The sequence below is a fragment of the Aquitalea pelogenes genome (assembly GCF_041914625.1).
Taxonomy (GTDB): domain Bacteria; phylum Pseudomonadota; class Gammaproteobacteria; order Burkholderiales; family Chromobacteriaceae; genus Aquitalea; species Aquitalea pelogenes.
In genome coordinates this window covers 66,266-85,090 of sequence record NZ_JAYSDA010000020.1, presented here as the reverse complement: position 1 = coordinate 85,090, position 18,825 = coordinate 66,266, and the positions used below count along the sequence as shown (strand labels likewise).

Sequence of the window (18,825 nt, the reverse complement as noted above, 5' to 3'; positions counted from 1 at the left end):
TTGCTCATTGCTCATTGCTCATTGCTCATTGCTCATTGCTCATTGCTCATTGCTCATTGCTCTAAATTTCATAATGCTATCCTAGTGGGCAGTAAATATGAATAATCGACACTATCAATCTGTAATTACCTCGTAGTGACATTATTCCATTGTTGCATATTCAAATTTATACACTCATTGATAACTCATTGTGAATGTCGCGGTCGCTTTGTAATTGCCAGAACTTGCCGTGCCAGTTCTCACTAATGCTCTATCAAAACTGTAATTGACCAATTCGGTTGCTTAATTTTGTAATAGAAACTGATTAGTGTTGCTCGGAATGGCTAGATCAGGTTCGAACTTGATGATATTTTTATTATATTTCAATTGCACTCCTATTCCTTTTGCGCTGCAATTTGAATCTAGGCTCAGTACGATACCTGTATTGCCGATATTGTTATTATCCGTAAATATTGTATAAACATTAGGGCGCTGGATGTTGGGCAGTTTAATTGTATTTAAAATTTTGTGGTAAAAATGCTGGAGCCAATGCTGGCATTGTTAATACCGCTGGTGCTAAATTCCGGTATTCAACGAGGCGTCTGGAAAATATCCTGTGGAGCCTGAGCTTCTGTTGCACTGTTGACAGCAGTTGCGTAAAATTTCGGCGATATAATTGAAATTATTAATGCATACAAATAGCAGTTAAAAACTATCCTTTTTTTAAAATTTAGCATGTGCTATCTATTTTGAAATTTCCAATGAATTGTGTAGTTTAGTTGTATTTACGCATCTATATTAATACTGCATGAAAGTCTTATTTTTTATGCAATTCAATTTAATTGCAGATACTCTTTTGCATAGCGTACTGTTTTGAATTTTCAAATGTCGTATAGCTAAATTGGCAGCTTTTCTTGTCGGCCAAAGCTGCATGTAAAGTACCTTTTGCATTTTTGACACGAGCCAATAATTTACCATTTTGCCCCACATTGCCTACATTATTGCCATTCTCATCCAGAATGTCGGTGCCAAATGGCAGTACTTCACCATTGGGCTGTGTTACTTTAAACAGAACTGGTAATCCTTTTGTTGTTTTAAAGTTGACATAGACTACAGCGCCACTGCGCGGTACGGCCTGGTTACTGCTGCCCTGTAATTCAACGCCTTCATTCATACTGCCAGTTTGTAGTTGTACATCATTCAGTTTATACGGAGACAATGAAGGTAGTAATGCATAACCGGAACGATCAATCTTCACACCAACTGCGGGCATGACTTCCGCACCCTCAGCGTCTCTGGCTTCAACAATTGCTGCACTTTCACCCATGCTCTGGCCAAAGAAAATACCTTGTGCAGTGGCGAGGACAGAGCCCGTCAAAGCAAGCGAAACTTGCTTGCTGTTTTTGTTGATACTTGCAGTGCCATTTGCCGAAGCTTTGCTTCCTGAATAGTTTGCACTCCCACCAAGGGTGTTATCTTCAGTTGAATTGGTAACACTTCGGTTTGCATTGACACTATAGCTCCATCGTTTATCATCACCAGCATTACCTGAGAGGCTCATTTGTTGACTATTATTTCCGTCTGTGTCGTGTTGCAGCATTGTACTGAATGATTTGCCCTCATCCATATTGATGGACAAGTTAAACATCACCGTGGCAATTTTATTGTTATTGTTGTCGCGTACCTGGTTCAAGCTAACACCTATAGAGCCCCAGCGAAGGTTTTTTCTAAACCCTGCCTGATACTGTACATTTTGGAGGTTCGAGTTCCAGTAGTTCTGTACGGATGCATTTAAATATACTGAGCTGCTCTGACTAAAGGTTTGGTTAATATTTACTTCAGCACGGCTACGCAGCCTGGAAAATGAGGTGGCTGGGTTTTCTGTACTTTTGACGGCTAGATCACGTGCATTAAGTCCATCGCGCACGCTGAAATAGCCACTTGTTGAATATCGATAAGCGGCAAGCGTAACGTTAGTACCTGTATTGAGAAACAGTTTGTTAAAGCTGAATCGATAAGACTGTCCCTTGAGCAGCGTGTCGTTGATTTTTGTATTGGAATGAGTGGCATCAACACCCATTGCACCAAGGCTGGTATTGAATACTGTACCGGCCTGGAAGGCCGTGTACCCTTCGGAAAGAGTAAGTCCGGTATTACCCGTCAGTAAATTACTCAAACCGCGCTGGTAAGTAAACTGCCCAAGCATGGGGCTGGTATTGAGCAAATTGCGTACTTTACCGATATTGAAATTGAAGCGGTCTGAACCTTCCCGCATGGAGCGCGGAACTGCAGAGAATGGTACGGTGAAGGTACTCTTTTTCCCATCTGCTTCAGTCACAGTCACATCCAGGTCACCATTGTATGAACCCGGCGCAATGTCACTTATTTCAAATGCACCAGGTGCGACGGTTGTTTCGGAGATGACATAGCCATTCTGTTTGATTGTCACAACAGCATTACTATTGGCAATGCCACGGACAACAGGCGCATAGCCTGTTTGAGAAACAGGTTTCATGCGGTCATCAGTGGCTAAACGTAGGCCGCGTAATGACACAGAATCAAATAAATCACCATCGGTGAAACTATCACCTAGAATGAGTTGTGCCCGTAATGAGTCGATGTCCTTTTTAACGTAGCTCTCCATTGGCACGACTGATCTGCCATTATTATTATCCCAACTAATGGTGGTACTGTTTCTGAACTGCCATTCACCAAAATTGAAGCCTAATTTGGTAGACAAATACGCGTTTTCCATAGTGTTATTGTTGTTTTTGGAAAAATATGTATTGCCATTGTAGTCAAGAAGAAATGCAGGAATGCCCGCTTCCCACTTTTCCGGAGGCGAGTAATCCCTAGGCTGATACTTAACATTGATCTGCGGAACGCTAATTCGTAATGACAAATCGTTTGTATCGAATGCGTAGAATGCATCTGGTATGTATTTGGTGATATCGATGCATTCGCTGTCTTCTGTTTTCGCAGGCAGGCTTTCCTCTTTAACACCAAATGTAATGAGTAAGCTACGAGAAATACACGGCATGGAACGATTACTATCGGTATTTTTCTTTACCGCAAGTTCATATCTCCCTTTAAGGGTATCATTGAAGACAATATCAATGCTATACGTGCCATCCGGTATTACATTGCCTTCTTCATATTTGGAAATGTCCAGCTCTTTTAAGTTTCCCCACAGCATGCTTTTATCAAATAGAGCAACCTTGCTTTCTTCCCCAGCCATCGCATAGTCGTAAGGCATGCTCAAGGCACACAAAACCAGTAAACTGATTTTATTTTTTTTGAAGTCAGTGATGGTTGTCATGATGTTTTTGCTTGCTATGGTTAAATTTAAAATATTTTAGTGCGGGCTTAAGTTAGAGCTGTAGTCGCTCGTCCCGCCATAGTCATTAATAATACTGAATCTGATTCCAGGTTCTGTTGGTGCGTTATCGGCTACCAATGGCAACTGTATTGTCTGTTGTGGAGGAATCATTGAGTTTTGTGGTGTTAACTTTGTAATTCCTGTGAATTGTGACATCTTTATTTTTGCTTGACTTAATGTGATAAAGTATGGACTGTTATTTTGAGCTGATAGTAGCCATTTGCCATTGCTGTGATCTATTTTCCAGGAAATATTTTGTGGTGCTTCCTCTGGTTTCATTTCTAGCCCGCTTGGCCTGTAAAATAGTTTTATTCTGGTGCGTAGTGAAATTCTTAATTCATTTGGATCCTGTGTGTTTTTTGGTGCTTCCAGAACATTAATCCAGAATAGCGATTCCCTGTCGCTAGGTAGAGCCTGCTCACCGCTGTAGCTCATTCTTATGTTTTGTGTCTTTTGTGCTCCTATGACGGCCAGCGGTGGGGTGAGAATGAATGGTGCTTTAGAGTTGTCTGGAGTGTCTTTGGGGTTTCCTTCATCAACCCAAGTCTGAATGAGTGATTTCGTGTTCGCCCCATTGCCTACGGTGAATGTGACTTCACGCTTTTCTGCTGGGTAAATGACACGAGTGGCATTAATATAGACATCAGCGTTAGCAGTATTGAGCGCGATAAATCCAGTCAGGCACAGAATGTGCTGTCTATTGAATATTGGCATTGATTTTCCCCGGAATAAAAAAGGAGATAACCTGTGCATCTCCTTTCTGTTTGTTAACTATCTGTAATGTGTGAAATACTTATTGATATTGGATAGTGTAATTGACCTTGGCCTGAACTTTGCCAGGAGGTACGCCGGTTGTTTCTGCGTAGTACTTTGCCTGGTATTTCAGCGTAGTTCCTGATCCCGAAATGTCAAAGTCTCTGCCGCTGCTTCCCAGGCTTCCATCTCCTTGGCCAATCACAATAGGAGTTGGACTTCCCATGTTATATAGTGCAATGCTTAAAGCACTTGTTGTAGTACCTTCAACGGTAGCAACGAGACGCCCTGCGTCATTCACTTCGCTGCCAGTTTCAAACCATGCGGCGGCTTTGGTGGGAGACGGGGAGCCAGAGCATCCTGACAACTGGATGGTGAACTGAGTTGTACCTGCAGTATCTCCAACTGCTTTTAGTGCAGACTGTGTTACGGTTGGAAGTGTCACTGTCCCAATATTGTTACCACCTGCTGCAGCAATGGTGCAGGTTATGTTGGACACAGTTCCTGCGAAGTTAATTGTGCCGTCAAATGCGTAAGCCTCGGCAGCAATTACAGCCATCGCAGCTGTACTTGCGAGTACGATATATCTTTTCATCGTTTATCCTTGGTACAGCATGGCAATCAATAGATATTGATGTTGATTGCCATGCGTGTCTGCTGACATTCGCCCAGAATCTGAGGCTTACTGGTATTGAATGGTGTAGTTCACCTTGGCTAGTACTGCACCTGCAGGAACACCTGTTTTTTCAGCATAGTATTTGGCTTGATAGTTGAGCGTTGCATTGCCACTGGTGATCGGGAACGGGGAACCGCCGCTGCCGATACTGCCACTGCCCTGTCCAATGGCGATGGGGGTTGGGTTGCCCATGTTGTAGAGACCGATACTCAAGGTATCTGTTGCTGTGCCGCCCACGGTAGTCAGCAAGCGGCCTGCTGCATTGACTTCAGGGCCTGCTTCAAACCATGCAGCAGCCTGTGTCGGTGATGGTGTACCCGTGCAGGCAGACAGTTTGATACTGAATTGCGTTGTGCCAGCTGTATCACCAACAGCTTTCAATGCTGATTGGGTCACCGTCGGCAGTGTAATGGTGCCTGGGGTAGCGCCTGACACAGCAAGCGTGCAGGTTACGTTTGAAATGGTGCCGGTGAAATTGATGGTGCCGTCATAGGCGAAGGCTTGAGTAGCGAAGCCACCCAGTGCGAGGGCGCTGGCGATAGTCAGAAGTTTTTTCATGATGAGTCCTTGGCGAGTGTTTGTTGGTCAACAAGAGTGTTCTTGTGTGACGTAACTATCGCTAACTCAACGATGACTGTAATTAAGACTAGTCCCTGAATTGTCTAGGAAAATTCCCAACATCTGTGGGTTGCAAATTATCTATCAAGCTGTTCTAAATTTGCGGCCAATTAATAACATTTTCTAATGCTTGATTAGCTAAATGTCATTTATATAGTAAAAAGCAAGTTATATGTCATGATGATTTGCATTAGGTACTAGTCATAATCTCATGAAGTCATATGGCAATTTCTTGTCACAGAATTCGCCGAGGGTAATAATTCACTTTTATTGGCGTGGCAGGAAAGATTATGTTGATTGGCGAGTCGCGTGTTGAGCGCTTGGTAGTGCATCGGGTGGGTAATCAGGCCCGAGGAGAGCCGCTTCAGTTGTCTGAGCGTGCTTCTGATGTTGATGATGGTGTCTCGTCGCTGATCCTTAGTGGCTATCTGCGTGGAGTGGTGTCGGACAAGAAAAAGCATCAGTTCTTTCATGAGTCCGATCTCAATCTGAACGAGATATATCACTACACCCGCCAGTTTTTCCGGGGCGAACTCGATTTCCTTGCACTGTCACAGCGCATTGCCAAGCACCTGTATGCACGTTCACAGCATCCCAACATTAGTGCCGGTGACTTGTTTGTCATCCTGTTTTCCGGTTTGTCGGATGGCGAGCGTGAGCTGCGTGGTCTGGGGGTGTTCAAGTCAGAAGTGCGTGATGACTTCCTTTCTGTTATTGAGGCTGGTGAGGTGTTTGACATCCGCCATGCATCCGGTATCAACCCCAGGTTGATTGACAAAGGGGCTTTGATTTTGGAGTCCGGCCCTCTTGTGTATGCGGTGGACCGTGGAGGTCAGCAGGCAAAATTCTGGCTGGATGATTTTCTCAAGGCCATGCGGGTTCCGGATGCTACGAGTAGTAGCCGGATGGTTGCCAGCGTGGTGGAGCAGCTGTCTGAAGAGATTGCCGACCCGTTGGAACAGGCCCGCTTCAAGGATGAGTTTCTGGCGGTATGCGAAACCGAGGAAGAAATGTCCGCAGCTCAGGTCAGCTCGATTGCAGAAAAGTTTGTTGGCAAGGAGCAGGTCAGCCAGGCTTTTGATGATGCTGCGGAAACTTATGGCTTCGCCCTTGATGACGAGGCCCGCCTGCCTGCGCAAAGCATGGCCAAGCGACTGGAAAAGTCGCTGTCAAAATATGGTATCGGTCACGGTATCAGCGTGTTGTTGCCTAGTGGCATTACCTTGAAGAATATCCAGTCGCAGAATGATGGCGAAGGTGAACTGACTTTGGTGTTGAAGTTGCACAAAAGAGAGTGAGATGTCGCGGCCGGTCAGGACTATGTTTTCTATTACGGTCAGCTGATAACAGTATCTACAGAAAAGAGAAAAGCCCGGTACAAGACCGGGCTTTTTGCTGGGTGATGACAGTCAGTTTTTCAGCACGGCAGCCATGGCTTCGGCAACATAATTCACATTGCGACTATTCAAGCCCGCCACGCACATCCGGCCGGAACGCACCAGATAGACTGCAAATTCTTCACGCAGCCGGTCAACCTGTTCAGGAGTGAGACCGGTGTAACTGAACATGCCTTGCTGTGTGACGAAGTAGCTGAAGTCACGACCGGGCACGCGCTCGCTCAGGACTTGATACAGGCTTTGGCGCATGGCCTTGATGCGGACGCGCATTTGGGCAACTTCTTCTTGCCATTCTGCAAACAGAGCCGGGTCATTCATGACGGCTGCAGTGATCTGACCGCCATGCGTCGGAGGGCTGGAGTAGTTGCGACGCACGGTGGCCTTCATTTGGCCCAGTACGCGTGTGGCTTCTTCCGCATCCTGACAGACGATGGAGAGCCCACCGCAACGTTCGCCATAAAAGGACAGATTCTTGGAGAAGGAGTTGCTGACAAAGAAGCTGATGCCGGCATCGGCCATGCTGCGAATGGCATAAGCATCTTCGTCGAGACCCTGGCCAAAACCCTGGTAGGCAATGTCCAGGAATGGAATCAACTGGCCAGTCTTGAGTAGCGGAATCAGGATGTCCCATTGCGCCGGGGTCAAGTCAACGCCGGTCGGGTTGTGGCAGCAGGGGTGCAGCAGCACGACGCTCTGGGCTGGTAATTGCTTGATGATGGCAAGCATTTCTTCAAACAGCAGGCCGCCGCTGACTGCGTCGTAGTAGGGATAATCGTGCACTTTGATGCCCGCACCTTCAAAGATGGCGCGGTGGTTATCCCAGCTGGGGTTGCTGATCCAGGCTTCACTTTGCGGAAAGTAACGTTTGATGAAGTCCGCGCCTACCTTCAGTGCGCCGGAGCCGCCAATGGTCTGGATGGTGGCGATGCGCTTTTCGGTGACAGCCTTGTGGGCTGCGCCAAACAATAAATGCTGAACGGCTGTACGGTAATTGGCTGCGCCTTCCATTGGCAGGTAGGGGCGGGGAGAGGGGCTGGCAGCGCGCGCGGCTTCGGCTTTCTGCACGGAAGAGAGCAGCGGGATACGGCCTTCTTCATCATAATAAAGCCCGATGCCGAGGTTCACTTTCTGCGGACGTTGATCTGCATGAAATGTTTCTACCAGGGTCAGAATGGGGTCGCCTGGGTACGCTTCGACATGTTCGAACATGAGACGGTACTTCCTTTGTAGCGGATTGTTATTGAATGAGTGAGCAGCGATTCAGCCCCTGTCCGGATGATTGGGCTGATGCCAAATGCTAATCGTGCATCTTCGCGCAAAGCATGCTCTGGCAGCAAGCCATGCGCATCTTCTCTGCCGGGTGGCAGCAAAATGCACGTCAGAAAGATGACGCAGTGCCCAAGTACTGGCATAATCCGCGTCTCGGTGCGCCCATGGCGAAATTGGTAGACGCAAGGGACTTAAAATCCCTCGACTTCGGTTGTGCCGGTTCGACCCCGGCTGGGCGCACCATCACCGTTGCCAGCCTGATACGCAAATCTGTCCTGCTGCTATTCGTTCCCGCCTTTTGCTGGCACGGCTTGGCAAGCTGCATTACCATACAGGACGCTGCGGTGTCGTGGATCAAACGACAAGTTGGCATTGTGACGGTTCGAGGCCGTTCCCCCTGTCTGGCAGGCTTGCCTGTCATTACAAAAGCATCACTGGATCTAGATAGAAGTTCATGAAGCCAAATACCGAAACGGCACTGGGTGCTGCTCTCAAGTCCGCTGTTCAGAGTCTGTCCAAGAAAAAACAGACTGAAATGATTGCGGAACATGTATACAGCAAGTTCGAAGTGTTCCGTCAATTCCGTCCGCTGGCTCTGGGCATCCATGAGAGCCTGATTGCCGCCCTGCCGCAATTCGATGCAACCCTGATTTCCCGCGTGGTGGCAAATCATTGCAGAAAGCCGCGTTACGTGAAGTCGCTGGCGCGTGGTGGCAAGCGTTTTGACCTTGCCGGCAAGCCTGCTGGTGAAGTGAGCGCCGAAGAGAAAAAGGCCGCCCAGCTGATGTCGGCACCCAAGCCCGCTGCCGAAACCCCGGCTGTCGAAGCTGTACAGAACGATCAGGCTGCTACTGAATAAGCGAAGTAGCCCTGTTTTCAAACCCCTCCTTGCCTTGGCAACGAGGGGTTTTGCATTTATGTTGGCTGTTTTTGTCATGGGGGTGTGCTATGCGCTGGGTACTTGCACCTGACTCCTTCAAGGGGTCGCTGGATGCGGCTGACGTGGCGAGTGCCATGCGCCACGGAATTGAACGGGCAGATCCTCTTGCTGAATGTGTTTTGCGTCCCATGGCTGATGGCGGTGAGGGGACACTGGATGCCCTGCATGCGGCAGTAGGAGGCCAGTGGCTTGAGTATTCCGTTTGCAATGCAAGCGGGGTGGAACAGTCAGTGTCCTGCCTGTTGCTGCCCGATGGGACGGTGGTGCTGGAAGTGGCACGCATCATCGGTTTGCCAGACGCCGGAGATACGCCTGTCACGCAGCGTAGTAGTCGCGGAGTTGGGCAGCTGCTGCTGGCATTGCTTGCTGATGGCTATCGAGAGATCGCTGTTGCATTGGGTGGTTCCAGTACCAATGATGGCGGAGCTGGCTGCCTGGTTGCACTGGGCTTGCAGCTGCGCAATGCGCAGGGTGAAAGCCTGCAAGGTAGCCTCCAGGATGTGCTTGATTTTCAGACACTAGCGTGTGAGCCGTTACGCGGAAAGACGGCACAGGTGAAGCTGGAAATCTGGTCGGATGTGGAAAATCCTTTGACCGGAGAGCAGGGGGCGACAGCGGTATTCGGTCCGCAAAAGGGTGTTGCAGTGCCCGATATTGCACGATTTGACGCAGGGATTGCTCATTTCTCACGGCAGCTGGATGCGGGTATGGGGCAATCTGCCAGTCATCTGCCCGGGAGTGGCGCTGCCGGTGGCTTGGGTTATGCGCTGCAATTATTGGGTGGGCGCATGGTGTCCGGTGCTCAGGCGGTGGCCAGCCATATTGGTTTGGCACAGGCGGTGGCCGAGGCAGACTGGGTACTGACCGGGGAAGGTCGTAGTGACAGCCAGACGCTGTCCGGCAAGGCTCCGGCTTGTGTTGCGGCCCTGGCCCGGTCGGTAGGGGTGCCTGTCAGTTTGCTGTCTGGTGCCATTATTGCGGATGATGCGGGTAGGCTGGCAGCAGCATTTGATGGCTGCTATTCGCTTTGCAATCGCCCGATGGTCCTGGATGTGGCGATGCAAGAAGCTGCACATTTGCTTACCCAGCAGGCCGAACAGTTGGCGCGGACCATTCTGGCCGCGCGTTCCCTGCCAAATGCCCGGTGATGTTCAGCTGACTGTGTGATTGGCCGGTCGTGGCAGTTTGCCGCCACAATGCTTGCAAAAGCGGGCATCCCAGTCGTGCCCTTCGGTAAAGCAATGTGGACACAGCCTGGTGGCTGATTGCTTGTCTGCCGGCGTACTGCTGCTGCCACGGGCAATTTCTGCCGTCACAATGCCGGTGGGCACCGCAATGATCCCATAGCCGGTAATCATGACAATGCTGGCCAATGCCTGTCCCAGTGGGGTTTTGGGGGTGATGTCGCCAAAACCGACGGTGGTGAGGGTGACAATTGCCCAGTAAATCCCGATGGGGATGCTGGTAAAGCCGTTGGCTTCTCCTTCTATAACGTACATCAGCGTGCCCAGGATGATGACCAGGGCGATGACACTCATCAGGAATACCAGAATCTTGCGGCGGCTGGCCAGCATGGCGCGTTTGAGCTCGCGCGCCTCACCCATGTAGCGCGTGAGTTTGAGAATGCGGAACATGCGCAGCAGGCGCAAAACCCGGACGTCGGCCAAAAAACGGCTCTCCGGAATGAACAGGCCCAGGTAGAGCGGCAGGATGGAGAGCAGGTCCACCACACCGAAAAAGCTGCGCGCATAACGCAGTGGCTTGTGTACACATACCAGCCGGAGCAGATATTCGGCGGTAAACACGATGGTGAACAACCAGTCCAGCCACTTCAGTTGTGTTCCCCAGCTTTGGCGGATACTGGCCACACTTTCCAGCACCACGGTGAGCAGGGACAGCAGGATGAGTACGATCAGCCCCAGGTCAAACATGCGGCCAGCCCGGGTATCGGCCTCGAAGATGATGATGTAAAGCTTGCGGCGCCAGCCGTGCAGGGGTATCAGGTTTTCCTGGATAGGCATGGTAGGACCCGGATTTGTTGGTTCATTCAATAGAAGCAAACACTATTAGGTTTTCAGGCAGGCTCATATATTATATGGGATATTAAATTCCGATTTATTGTTGCCCGGGAGAATAAGACAATGCGTATCGCCAATACCGTAACCGATCTGATCGGCAATACACCGCTGGTCAAGCTGAACCGTGTGACCGAAGGGTGCGTTGCCACCGTGGTGGCCAAGCTGGAGTTTTTCAACCCGGCGCACAGTGTGAAAGACCGTATTGCCGTTGCCATGATCGATGCTGCCGAAAAAGAAGGCAAGATCGGGCCGCATACCACCATCGTGGAGCCAACATCTGGCAATACCGGCATCGGTCTGGCGATGGTTTGTGCCGCACGTGGCTACAAGCTGGTGATTACCATGCCGGAAACCATGAGCCGCGAACGTCGGCAATTGCTGAAGGCATATGGCGCAGAACTGATTCTGACTCCGGGCCCGGATGGCATGGGTGGTGCAATTGCCAAGGCGCGCCAGCTGGTGGAAGAAAACCCGGACACCTGGTTCATGCCGCAGCAGTTCGAAAATGCAGCCAACCCTGAAGTGCATCGCAACACCACGGCAGAGGAAATCTGGCGCGATACCGATGGCCAGGTGGACATTTTTGTTGCCGGTGTGGGTACCGGTGGCACCATTACCGGGGTTGGCGAGGTGCTGAAATCCCGCAAACCTGGGGTGCAAATTGTGGCGGTAGAACCGGATGCTTCGCCGGTGCTGTCTGGTGGTCCGAAGGGACCGCACCCCATCCAGGGTATTGGTGCCGGCTTCGTACCGCCTATCCTGAGTACCGGCGTATATGATGAAATCATTCGCGTTAAAAACGACGATGCATTTGCGACGGCGCGTGCCGTTGCCACGCAAGAAGGTGTGCTGGTCGGTATTTCTTCTGGTGCGGCGGTGTGGTCTGCCATTGAACTGGCCAAGCGCCCTGAGAATGCAGGCAAGTTGATCGTGGTGGTGATTCCTTCGTTTGGCGAGCGCTATCTGTCGACGCCGCTGTTTGAGCATCTGGCCTGAAGCTGATTGTTGTTCAGGCCCACCGGGCAAAACCGACTGTGCATTCCCAGCCAGTCGGTTTTGTCATTTTCGCTGCTTGCCGAACTGTGTGATGGTGGATTTTGTCCAAGATTGCCTGACATCCGCTACACTACCGCCATGATTTTCATCCATAAGACCTCACTGCAACTCGCGGTGCTGTCCTTGTCACTCAGCGCATGCAGCTTGTTGCAACAGCCTGCTGCACCACAAAACGGTGGCATTCATCCCGCTCGTCCTCCCGTGACCACCAGTCCGGCGGATAGCAAGGTGGATTTGCTGTTGAAAGAGGCCAATCGTTTGGCGGACAAGGTCAAAAATGGCGGCATGACTCGTGTTGCCGCTGCCGACCAGCTCAATGCCTATCGCTTGCGGCTGGTGGGCGCCAATCAGGTTGATGACAACTGTTTTGCCATGTACCGCTATCTGGCCGTTCAGCGTGATGCCGGTCAGCTTTCTCAGGAAGAGTCGCAGTCTCGGATGGAAATGCGTCTGCGGGAGTGGCTACGGCGCTGGCCCAAAATGCAGCCAAAGCCGCCACAACCTGTTTTTACCAATTTTCTGTTGAAACTCTACGGATTGCCCGCCCTGGGCTAATTGAAACAATGAGCAAGAAAAAACAATCCACAGGCTGTCCTTGCGGGCTGCCTGCTTCCTTTCAGGACTGCTGCGGCCGTTATATCAATGGTGGAGAATCTGCTCCCGACGCCGAAAGCCTGATGCGCTCGCGTTATGCTGCGTACACCATGAACAATGCGGACTATCTCCTGGCCAGCTGGCACGCCTCCACACGTCCGGCTGATCTGGATTTGTCGCGCGAAGAACGCTTTGTCAAATGGATGTCTCTGGATGTACTCAGTACCCAGGCCGGTGGCAAGGATGATGAGGCAGGGGTGGTTGAGTTTGTTGCACGCTACAAAGTAAATGGCCGGGCGCAACGACTGCATGAAATCAGCCGCTTCCGCAAGGAAGATGGCCACTGGTTTTATGTAGATGGAGATGCCGAAGAAGGCTGATTTCTTGGTCCCTTGCTTCAATCGCGTGCTTGAGGTGATGAGGGCTGGGATGCGACACATGGTTTTGTTGCTGTCCTCAATGTTGTCGCTGGTATTTGAGAATGGCTGTCCTATGGTGATAGGGCAGCCATTTTTGCATTGTGCATGATGATTTTCAGCGCTATCCGCCTGGTCCGGAAACGTGAATATCTTGTTTCAAGTCAATATGTTGGTTGCCTGTTCTTGGTCGGTGTTCTATCCGGAGCTAACGTTAAATGGAAGCTGAAAGGAGAGTGTGATGGGACTGGCTCTGAAGGACTTGCTGGGCGAGCTGGAAAGCTGTCGCAGCAAGGGAATGGTGGCTGATGAAGTCATTCATGTCGATGCAGTGCGTACGCTGGAAATTCCACTGGATCTGAACAGCTGTCGTGAATTGCGGGTACTGTCGCATGTGTTCAGTGTCAGTGGTAAACAGTCGGAGCTGGCGGCCGTGGTGCTACGGGCGGCCTTGATGGACTTGCAGGAACATCTGGATGAGGATCTGGACGCCCTGGCTGAAGCTGCCAGGGTCTTGATGGCAGATCCCTGTCAGAAAGCCAGTGAAGTGATTTAGTCTGCGGCGGGTTTGTGGGGTGCGGGTACGGATCGGGGTCAGCATGTGCTGGCCCTGTTCTGTTTTGGCCTGATAGCGGTTTTCAAAGTGTCATCTGCATTGTCATTTAAAATCCAATGAAATTTTATTTTTCAATCAATATGCAAATGTAATTTCGTCAGCACAAAAAAAGGGGCGTTACGGCAAGGGGGAACCGCGACACCCCAAGAAGAAACTGTAAGAAAGGCTGATTGACTTGCATGGAAAACTATTTCGTACAGTTCATCCTAGAACAAGGTGGCAATAATGCGAGCGGCTTTTGATTACACATCAAACAAAAAAGGACAACGATCGCTGTCCTTGTCTTTGCTGCTGGCCGGGCTGGCCATGTGTATTCAGGGGCGTGGCAGGGTAACGCCAACCTGGCCCATGTATTTGCCTGCACGGTCGGCATAGGACACATCACACACTTCGTCGGACTCGAAAAACAGCACCTGCGCCACGCCTTCATTGGCATAGATTTTGGCTGGCAACGGGGTGGTATTGGAAAACTCCAGCGTGACATAGCCTTCCCATTCCGGTTCGAAAGGGGTGACGTTAACGATGATGCCACAGCGCGCATAAGTCGATTTTCCCAGGCAAACCGTCAACACCGAACGCGGAATGCGGAAGTACTCTACCGTGCGTGCCAGCGCAAAGCTATTGGGCGGAATGATGCAATAGCCTTTGCCAGAGACTTCAACAAAAGAATCGGGGTCGAAGTTCTTCGGGTCGACAATGGTGCTGTTGATATTGGTGAAAACCTTGAATTCATCGGCACAGCGAATATCGTAGCCATAGCTGGAGGTGCCGAAGGAAATCACCTTCTCGCCATTGACGTTCTTGATCTGGTTGTACTCAAACGGCTCGATCATGTTGTGATCCTGCGCCATACGGCGGATCCACTTGTCGGATTTGATGCTCATGGTCGGGGGTCCGTTACGGAAATTGGAGATGAGCCAGATTCTAAACGCTATGCCGCATCAGGGCCACATTTGCGACCGGATTTACCTGCGCCGTCTGTTACCCGGCCTGAGCCGATTGATATGGCTCAAGGGTTGGCATCATCCTGCCGTGCAAAGCCTTACAGGATGGAGGGATTATTGCGTACAATAATGCAAATTATTCGCGTTATTGGGCTGCACATGGTGTCACTCGACAAGTTTCCGCTGGGGTGTAAAGGGGTGGTGGACAGTCTTGAACTGTCTGATGAGGCATTTCGCCGTGTTGCCGCATTCGGCTTGATTCCGGGCAGTCGGTTCAGTTTGTCGCGCCGCGCACCGTTCGGCGGGCCTCTGGTATTGGAAGTAGGCTGCACGCGGTTCTTGCTGCGGCGCAGCCTGGCACGTTTCATTCAGGTCAAGGTGGCAGAATGAAGCGTTTTGCCCTGATTGGTCTGCCCAATACCGGCAAGTCGACCTTGTTCAATCGTCTCACCGGCATGTCACAGCGGGTAGGTAACTGGCCGGGACTGACGGTGGACCTGACCAGTGCGCGTGTGTTGCTGGGTGGCAGCATGGTGGAGCTGGTGGATTTGCCCGGCGTCAACGACCTGACCGGTTATACCGACGACGAAGCCGTGGTTCGTGATGTGCTGATGAGTACGGCATTCGATGCCGTGGTGCTGGTGCTGAATGCCGCGCAGCTGGACCGTCAGCTACCGCTGGCGATGCAGATACTGGCCAGTGGTTTGCCCGCTGTGGTGGTATTGAACATGGCGGATGAGGCCAGGCTGATGGGGATCAAACTGGATGTTGATGCCTTGCAGCACAAGCTGGGTGTTCCGGTGGCGCTAGTTTCCGCCAAGCGCATGGAAGGCTGGCCGCGACTGATGGACATGCTGAACAGGCAGGCCTCTGGCACAGAGCCCGCCGTGCATGCCCAGCTGGACAAGGTACCGGAAACACAAGAGGCCATTGCACTGGCGCATGCGCGCTTGCAGGGAGTATGGAGCTTGCCGCCGGTGTTGCCGGTGGGCCAGACCGAAAAGGTTGATGCCTGGCTGATGCATCCATGGCTGGGTTTGCCGCTGTTTTTCGGTTTCATGGCCTTGTTGTTCAACCTGACCTACCAGATTGGCACTCCGCTGCAGGACCTGGTTGGCTCCGGGCTGGATTGGTTCAAGGAAGCTGCGCTGGGGCACTGGCTTGCACCATTGCCGGCCATTGTGCAAAGCCTGCTGCTGGATGGTATCTGGCAGGGGGTATCCACCGTTCTGACCTTTGCGCCCATTCTGTTCGTGTTTTTCATCCTGATGGCCATGGTGGAAGATAGCGGCTATCTGGCACGGGCGGCTTATCTGACTGATGCCTTCATGGCACGGCTGGGGCTGGATGGACGCGGCTTCGTGATGCAACTGATGGGCTTTGGCTGCAATGTCCCCGCCATTCTGGGGACGCGGGTGATGCGCGAACGCAAACAGCGCTTGCTCACCATGTTGATCATTCCTTTTTCCCTGTGTTCGGCCCGCTTGCAGGTGGTGGTGTTCTTTTCCGGCATCCTGTTCCGGCCACAGCAGGCGCCCTGGGTGCTGCTGCTGCTGTACCTGCTGAGTTTTGCCGTCGCCATTTTCACTGCCTGGGTGTTCAAGCATCGTTATCGCGGCAATGAAGCATTTTTGCTGGAGCTGCCGCCTTACCGCCTGCCCGGCCTGCGTCATATGCTGATCCGGGCGACGGGTGAAGTGCGCGCCTTTCTTGAGCTGGCCTCCAGCTTCATCCTGATGGGGGTGGTGCTGGTATGGCTGGTGTCCCATATCCCGGCGGGTCATGACAAGACACTGGCGGATATGTTGGGCAGTGTGATGGCTCCGGTACTCGACCCGATTGGCATCCGCCACGAACTGGCCGTTGCCCTGCTGGTGGGCTTTGTGGCCAAGGAAATTCTGCTCGGCGGTCTGGCAGTCATTTACGGCGTGCCGGAAGCCGGCCTTGGCGCAGCTTTGCTGCACCATCTGGATTGGGCTTCGGCCATGAGTTTTCTGATCTTCACCCTGATTTATGTGCCTTGCCTGTCCACGGTAGCGGCCATTCGTCGTGAATCGAAAAGCCGCGCATTCACTGCGTTGTCGGTGGTCTGGTCGGTGTTGCTGGCCTGGGTCATCGCTTTTGTCTTCTACCAAGGGGTGCACGCCTTGCGCTGATGCGCCCTGTCTTGTCAGAAAACGGCCGCCTGACGGCCGTTTTTCATTGCGCTTGACGTGGCGCAGTACCCGCTTTGCCGGCGGCGCTCAGACTGCGCATTTTGATGGTGAGGCGAGCGATCATGCAGCTAGACCTTTCTGTTTCCTGGCTTGGTCTGACCATGACCAACCCTCTGTACAATGCTTCCGGTGTAATGTGCCGCTCGGTGGAAGAACTGGAGCAAGTCCGTCATTCGGCTGCCGGTGCCGTCATCACCAAGAGCTGTACCTTGCAGCCTAGAGACGGCAATCCGGAACCGCGCTACTGCGCAACGCCGCTGGGCAGTATCAACTCGATGGGCTTGCCCAATGCCGGGTTTGACTACTATCTGGACTATGCGCGTGGCTACCCGCATCAAGCGGGAAAACCCCTGTTCCTGTCCTTGTCTGGCATGAGCCTGCAAGACAATCTGCAGATGCTGGCCAGCCTGGCCGAGCAGGGCCTCCCCTGTATCCCGGAAGTCAATCTGTCCTGTCCCAACCTTCCTGGCAAGCCACAGCTGGGCTACGATCCGGCGGCCTGTCTGGCAAGCTTGCAGGCCATGAGCGATGTCTATCCCGGTGTGTTCGGAGTCAAATTGCCGCCCTATTTCGACCCGGTACATTTTGACCAGATGGCTACGGTACTCAATACCTTTCCGCGTTTGCGCTTTGTCACCTGCATCAATTCGATTGGTAATGGACTAGTGATTGACCCGGAGCATGAGTGCGTGGTGATCAAGCCCAAGGATGGGCTGGGCGGGCTGGGCGGGGCTTATGTATTACCGACGGCACTGGCCAATGTGCGCGAGTTTGTCCGGCGCTTGCCGGGCAAGCATGTGGTGGGCTGCGGTGGCATCAGCAGTGGCCGGGAGGCGTTCATGCATATCCTGGCCGGCGCGACTGCGGTGCAGATTGGTACCTGCCTTTATGAGGAGGGGGAGGGGGCTTTTGCCCGCATCCTGCAGGAGCTGGCCATGCTGATGGAAGCAAAAGGCTATCAGTGCCTGGCTGACTTCCGTGGCAAGCTGAAAACCCTGTGACAGCCGGTTTACGGTACAGGCCCCATGGTCAGGGGCCTGCTGCCTGCTCAGTCAAATTGCCAGCACGCCATGGACAGTGAGCCCATGCGCCAGTCGTCGTGCAGTTTTACCGGTGCGGTATTGTCAGAGGCGGCACCCATCATCACCAGCAGAGGATTGAAGTGTTCGTCGGTAGGGTGGTTTTCCCTTGCCAGCGGGGCCTTCTGTTTCCAGTTGAGAATGTCCTGCTGACGGTTTTCCAGCAATGCCTGGTCCATCCATTTGGCAAAAGCTTCGGCCCAGGCTTGTGGCGCACTGCCATCGCGGCTCAGTTGCCACAGATTGTGGGTATAGCTGCCAGAACCGATGATAAGTACATTGTCATCGCGCAGGTCCCGTAGCGCACGCCCCATCTGGAAATAGGTCTCCCCGCTTGCGTTATGCGGCAGGGACACCATCACCAGCGGGATATCTGCTGCCGGGTACATCAGCATCAGCGGTGTCCACATGCCATGGTCCAGTGCGCGCTGGTCGGTGGTGCCCACTTTGAGACCGGCGTTGCGCAGACGGTCTACCACATCTGCGGCCAAGCCGAGGTCGGTACTTGCCGGATAGCGCAATGTATACAGTGCCGCAGGGAAGCCACCGAAGTCATACATGGTCTCAGGCTTGGCGGCCAGGTTGACGGTGGGAATATGGGTTTCCCAGTGCGCGGAAACCACCACAATGGCTCGGGGGCGCGGGAGCGTTTCACCCAGCCGGGTCAGAAAGTGGCGTGTGGGGCTGTCTTCCAGCGGCAGGGTAGGGGCGCCATGTGAAATGAACAGTGCTGCTTGTCGGGTGCTCATGATTGTCATGCCTGTGCTAATTGCCATGTGAACAGCTTAAAGCGATTTCCATGTTAAAAAAATGGC

The 18,825-nt window shown here is 52.1% G+C and carries 18 protein-coding genes and 1 tRNA gene; 11 read left to right on the top strand and 8 right to left on the bottom strand.

Annotated features, from left to right (window positions below; all coding sequences use genetic code 11):
• Positions 1 to 817: 817 nt before the first annotated feature.
• The 4 genes from ACE3SE_RS15345 to ACE3SE_RS15330 all read right to left on the bottom strand — a co-directional run bounded on the left by ACE3SE_RS15345 (position 818) and on the right by ACE3SE_RS15330 (position 5,345).
• The gene (locus ACE3SE_RS15345) at positions 818 to 3,298 is read right to left on the bottom strand and encodes a fimbria/pilus outer membrane usher protein (protein ID WP_374556479.1); all 2,481 of its coding nucleotides are present in this window, start codon (positions 3,296 to 3,298) and stop codon (positions 818 to 820) included.
• A gap of 36 nt (positions 3,299 to 3,334) precedes the next feature.
• Entirely contained in the window at positions 3,335 to 4,072 is a 738-nt protein-coding gene (locus tag ACE3SE_RS15340; protein ID WP_374556477.1) for a fimbrial biogenesis chaperone, read from the bottom strand.
• Between the two features lie 79 nt (positions 4,073 to 4,151).
• Positions 4,152 to 4,706 (bottom strand): fimbrial protein, encoded by a 555-nt coding sequence (locus tag ACE3SE_RS15335; RefSeq protein ID WP_374556475.1) that lies wholly within the window; start codon positions 4,704 to 4,706, stop codon positions 4,152 to 4,154.
• A gap of 87 nt (positions 4,707 to 4,793) precedes the next feature.
• A complete protein-coding gene (locus ACE3SE_RS15330) occupies positions 4,794 to 5,345 on the bottom strand; it encodes a fimbrial protein (protein WP_374556473.1) in 552 nt (183 codons plus the stop codon).
• 350 nt (positions 5,346 to 5,695) lie between these two features.
• On the opposite strand from ACE3SE_RS15330, the gene ACE3SE_RS15325 reads away from it, so the two are divergent.
• On the top strand, positions 5,696 to 6,703 hold the full coding sequence (locus ACE3SE_RS15325; protein WP_374556471.1) for a nucleoid-associated protein: 1,008 nt from the start codon (positions 5,696 to 5,698) through the stop codon (positions 6,701 to 6,703).
• A 111-nt stretch (positions 6,704 to 6,814) separates the two neighbouring features.
• On the opposite strand, the gene ACE3SE_RS15320 is transcribed toward ACE3SE_RS15325, so the two are convergent.
• Positions 6,815 to 8,011, bottom strand: coding sequence for an amino acid aminotransferase (locus tag ACE3SE_RS15320; protein ID WP_374556470.1), 1,197 nt, complete (start codon positions 8,009 to 8,011; stop codon positions 6,815 to 6,817).
• Positions 8,012 to 8,229: 218 nt separating this feature from the next.
• On the opposite strand from ACE3SE_RS15320, the gene ACE3SE_RS15315 reads away from it, so the two are divergent.
• The 3 genes from ACE3SE_RS15315 (at position 8,230) to ACE3SE_RS15305 (ending at position 10,159) form a co-directional block, all read left to right on the top strand.
• Positions 8,230 to 8,314 (top strand) — tRNA-Leu (locus tag ACE3SE_RS15315).
• A gap of 211 nt (positions 8,315 to 8,525) precedes the next feature.
• A complete protein-coding gene (locus ACE3SE_RS15310; protein ID WP_045845699.1) occupies positions 8,526 to 8,930 on the top strand; it encodes a ProQ/FINO family protein in 405 nt (134 codons plus the stop codon).
• Between the two features lie 89 nt (positions 8,931 to 9,019).
• Positions 9,020 to 10,159, top strand: coding sequence for a glycerate kinase (locus tag ACE3SE_RS15305; RefSeq protein WP_374556468.1), 1,140 nt, complete (start codon positions 9,020 to 9,022; stop codon positions 10,157 to 10,159).
• 3 nt (positions 10,160 to 10,162) lie between these two features.
• Here ACE3SE_RS15305 and ACE3SE_RS15300 read toward each other — a convergent pair whose 3' ends face one another.
• Positions 10,163 to 11,032: an ion transporter gene (locus ACE3SE_RS15300; RefSeq protein WP_045845701.1), complete on the bottom strand. Its 870-nt coding sequence runs from the start codon at positions 11,030 to 11,032 to the stop codon at positions 10,163 to 10,165.
• A 120-nt stretch (positions 11,033 to 11,152) separates the two neighbouring features.
• Between ACE3SE_RS15300 and cysK the strand changes: the two genes are divergently transcribed.
• From cysK to ACE3SE_RS15280, 4 genes are all read left to right on the top strand, one after another.
• Entirely contained in the window at positions 11,153 to 12,085 is a 933-nt protein-coding gene (gene cysK, locus ACE3SE_RS15295; RefSeq protein WP_374556466.1) for a cysteine synthase A, read from the top strand.
• A gap of 60 nt (positions 12,086 to 12,145) precedes the next feature.
• The gene (locus tag ACE3SE_RS15290; RefSeq protein ID WP_374556464.1) at positions 12,146 to 12,700 is read left to right on the top strand and encodes a hypothetical protein; all 555 of its coding nucleotides are present in this window, start codon (positions 12,146 to 12,148) and stop codon (positions 12,698 to 12,700) included.
• An 8-nt stretch (positions 12,701 to 12,708) separates the two neighbouring features.
• Complete coding sequence (locus ACE3SE_RS15285) at positions 12,709 to 13,119, top strand: YchJ family protein (protein ID WP_045845703.1); 411 nt, start codon at positions 12,709 to 12,711, stop codon at positions 13,117 to 13,119.
• A 277-nt stretch (positions 13,120 to 13,396) separates the two neighbouring features.
• A complete protein-coding gene (locus tag ACE3SE_RS15280) occupies positions 13,397 to 13,711 on the top strand; it encodes a hypothetical protein (protein WP_045845704.1) in 315 nt (104 codons plus the stop codon).
• A gap of 374 nt (positions 13,712 to 14,085) precedes the next feature.
• On the opposite strand, the gene dcd is transcribed toward ACE3SE_RS15280, so the two are convergent.
• Positions 14,086 to 14,655, bottom strand: a complete 570-nt coding sequence (dcd, locus tag ACE3SE_RS15275; RefSeq protein WP_045845705.1) for a dCTP deaminase — start codon at positions 14,653 to 14,655, stop codon at positions 14,086 to 14,088.
• A gap of 189 nt (positions 14,656 to 14,844) precedes the next feature.
• On the opposite strand from dcd, the gene ACE3SE_RS15270 reads away from it, so the two are divergent.
• The 3 genes from ACE3SE_RS15270 (at position 14,845) to ACE3SE_RS15260 (ending at position 17,932) form a co-directional block, all read left to right on the top strand.
• Positions 14,845 to 15,105: a FeoA family protein gene (locus tag ACE3SE_RS15270; RefSeq protein WP_045845706.1), complete on the top strand. Its 261-nt coding sequence runs from the start codon at positions 14,845 to 14,847 to the stop codon at positions 15,103 to 15,105.
• On the top strand, positions 15,102 to 16,871 hold the full coding sequence (gene feoB / locus ACE3SE_RS15265; protein ID WP_131355283.1) for a ferrous iron transport protein B: 1,770 nt from the start codon (positions 15,102 to 15,104) through the stop codon (positions 16,869 to 16,871). The genes ACE3SE_RS15270 and feoB overlap by 4 nt, the downstream gene beginning before the upstream one ends.
• A 122-nt stretch (positions 16,872 to 16,993) precedes the next feature.
• Positions 16,994 to 17,932: a dihydroorotate oxidase gene (locus ACE3SE_RS15260; RefSeq protein ID WP_374556461.1), complete on the top strand. Its 939-nt coding sequence runs from the start codon at positions 16,994 to 16,996 to the stop codon at positions 17,930 to 17,932.
• A 47-nt stretch (positions 17,933 to 17,979) separates the two neighbouring features.
• Here ACE3SE_RS15260 and ACE3SE_RS15255 read toward each other — a convergent pair whose 3' ends face one another.
• A complete protein-coding gene (locus tag ACE3SE_RS15255) occupies positions 17,980 to 18,759 on the bottom strand; it encodes a DODA-type extradiol aromatic ring-opening family dioxygenase (RefSeq protein ID WP_374556459.1) in 780 nt (259 codons plus the stop codon).
• Positions 18,760 to 18,825 lie beyond the last annotated feature (66 nt).